General features: G+C 62.7%; 2 protein-coding genes. Both read right to left on the bottom strand.

The window, feature by feature from the left end; all coding sequences use genetic code 11:
- Positions 1-967 (bottom strand): ABC transporter permease (locus tag QOC69_RS16455; RefSeq protein WP_526441388.1); only part of this gene is annotated, 967 nt, incomplete at its 3' end.
- Positions 968-998: 31 nt separating this feature from the next.
- Positions 999-2,570, bottom strand: coding sequence for an ABC transporter substrate-binding protein (locus QOC69_RS16450; protein ID WP_526441386.1), 1,572 nt, complete (start codon positions 2,568-2,570; stop codon positions 999-1,001).
- Positions 2,571-2,830 lie beyond the last annotated feature (260 nt).

Below are 2,830 nucleotides of genomic sequence, written 5' to 3'. Positions count from 1 at the left end.
TGGCGACGTTGAGGAAGACGTAGGCGATCGCCAGGAGCACCACCAGAAACTGGATCACCGGCACGTCCCGGTCGGTGATCGACGCGACGAGGCTCAAACCGATTCCCGGATACTGGAACACGGTTTCGACCAAGGCAATCCCGCCGGCGAGATAGAGCAGATTGAGCCCTACCACTTGGATGGTTGCCGCAAGCGAGTTCGGTAGGGCATGACCGAACAGCAGCCTGCCGGTGCTCGCACCCTTGAGGGTGGCGACCTCGACGTAGTCGGAACTCATGGCTTCGATCAGCGAGGCCCGAAACATTCTGAACACGTAGGGCGTCACCACGATCACCAAGGCCACGACTGGAAGCACGAGCTTGCTCGGTTCGTTCCAGATGTGTTCGCCCTCGGGCAGGATGCTGACCGCGGGGAACCAGGCGAACATCGTGACGGCGAAGACCATCACTACGAACACCGCAACGACGAACTCGGGCAGCGAACTTGCCACCAGAGCAGTCACCGAGAGCGAATGATCGACCCACGAGTCGCGGCGCGCGGCCGCCCACATGCCGAGCAGCACGCCGAGCACCGTCGAGATGATCGCCGTTGCCACGATCAGCACGATCGAATTCGCGAGTCGGGGCACCATGAGGTCCCACACCGGCGCCCCTTGTGTCAGCGACGTCCCGAAGTCACCGTGCAAGGCGGCCTTGGCCCAACTCAAGTACCCGCTGATCGCAGACTGATCCAGGTGAAGTTGGTGTCGCAGTTCGACGAGTCGCTCGGGCGTGGCCTGCTGTCCCAGAATTGCGGTTGCGGCGTCACCCGGCAGCACCAGCGTCGCTGCATACACGACGATCGAGATCACCCATACCGAGACGACACCGGTCAACAGTCGCCGGACGAGCAGCGAACGGATCGGATGGTTGGTGCGCACCTTGGGTTTTGAGGGGCTGGCCGCGGTCGCTTCCAGTGTGTCAGTCATGGTGGCAACTCCTCGTTCGACTCGTCATGACCTAGGCGAGCCAGAAGTCGCCGAAGTCGTTGCCGCCGGGGCTGTAGCCGTTGGCGGATTCGTCGACCCCGCCGACCTTCTGGCTGGTGGCATCGATGACCGGGAAGAAGTAGGGGACGATGTAGCCACCGCGGTCGTAGTCGATGTGGGCCATCCGGTGGATGAGGTCGGTGCGCTTGGCCTGATCGAGTTCGGCGAGTGCCTGAGCGTAGAGCGCGTTGTACTCGGGGTCGTTGAACTGACAGAAGTTGAATGGCGCACCGGGAGCCTGGGCCTGGCCGGCGGTGAACATGTAGGTTCCCGTCTGCCAATAGTCCTGACTGAACGGCACCTTCATATACGAGTTGGCGAAGTAGTCGGTGGTGGTTTGTTGCACCACGTTGACGTTCACCCCGGCCTTCTTTGCCTGGGTGGCGAACACCTGCGCGGCCTGAACCATCCCCGGCGCATTGGGCGTGGTCACCAGATCGATGGTCAGGTTGTCCGCGCCTGCCGCCTTGAGCAGTGACTTGGCCTGATCGATGTCCTGCTCGCGCTGGGGTAGATCAGTGGGATAGGACTTGTCCAGCAGGGCGAACACGTCGTTGCCGACTGTGCCCTGACCGCCGAACACCTGGCCGAGCATCTCCTTGCGGTCGACGATCAGCCGGAACGCCTGGCGCACCCGGACGTCGTCGAACGGCTTCTGATCGGTACGCATCGTAAATGGGCCCCAGCCACCGGTCTTGGAGATGTTGACGTGCATCCCACCGGCCTGCAGCGCCGCCACCGAGCCCTGCGACAAGAAGTTGACCACGTCGACCTGATTGGACTGCAACGCGTTGACCTGGCTGGTCTCGTCGGCGATGTTGGTGGTCACGACCGAATCCAGGTGCGGAAGTCCGCTGTGCCAGTAGTTCGGATTGCGCACGAACGTGCTCGACACACCGGGGGTGAAGCTCTGATACTTGAACGGCCCCGTGCCGTCGGGGTTCTTCGGATCGAAGTCGCGCGGAACCATCGTGAAGTACACCGAGGCCAGCATCTCGGGCAACACCGCGAAGGGCTGGTGATACTTCACCAGCAGCGTGGTCGGATTGGCGACCTTCGACGATCCCAGGTCGACCGGACCCAGGCTGGTGCTACCGGGAAACTTGCTCGACACGATGCGGTTCAAGCTGAACAGCACGTCATCGGCGGTGAACGGCTTGCCTCGGTGCGTCGTCACCCCATCGGGAATCACGATCGTCCACTCGGTGCCATCGGCGTTCGGCGTGATCGACTTGGCCAACGAATTCTGCGGCTGGCCCTGCGCGTCTAGCACGACCAATTGGTCATACAGCTGATAGATCCGACAAAAGTCGGTATTGGTCAGCCCGTTCTGTGCATCCAGGGTGTCGGTGTTCGCGCCTCCCTGAGCGCCCAAGCGCAAGATCCCACCCTGCTTGGCTTGCCCACCCGGACCCGCCGAACCCTGCTGAGAACCTCCCGCGCACCCCACCAAACCCGCACCAGCACCCACCGCGGCAGCGCCGACCGCCGCCGTCCACAAGAACTGCCGACGCCCCAACCGCGCGCCTCGGATGCTGGACAATGGCGTCGCTCCTGTATCGTTGACCACTGGGTCACTCCCATCGTGTGTCGGTAGGCTGTTGCGGCCGAGATGAATTCGGTGATGGAACCGGTCCGCTACGCTGGCCCGCAGCAGGGGCCGGCGACGACGGACGGACGCCGGTCGACGAATCGTCTTTCGTGTGGTCTGTTCAGGCCGGGCGTGACCGCGACCGTCTTGTGTCGGGATGAACGAGTACTGTTCAAGTGTTGAAGATCTCGTCGCCGATGAGTAGACGCCAA

The organism is Mycobacterium sp. (assembly GCF_032162105.1).
Classification (GTDB): domain Bacteria; phylum Actinomycetota; class Actinomycetes; order Mycobacteriales; family Mycobacteriaceae; genus Mycobacterium.
This window is presented reverse-complemented; position numbering and strand designations above follow the sequence as displayed.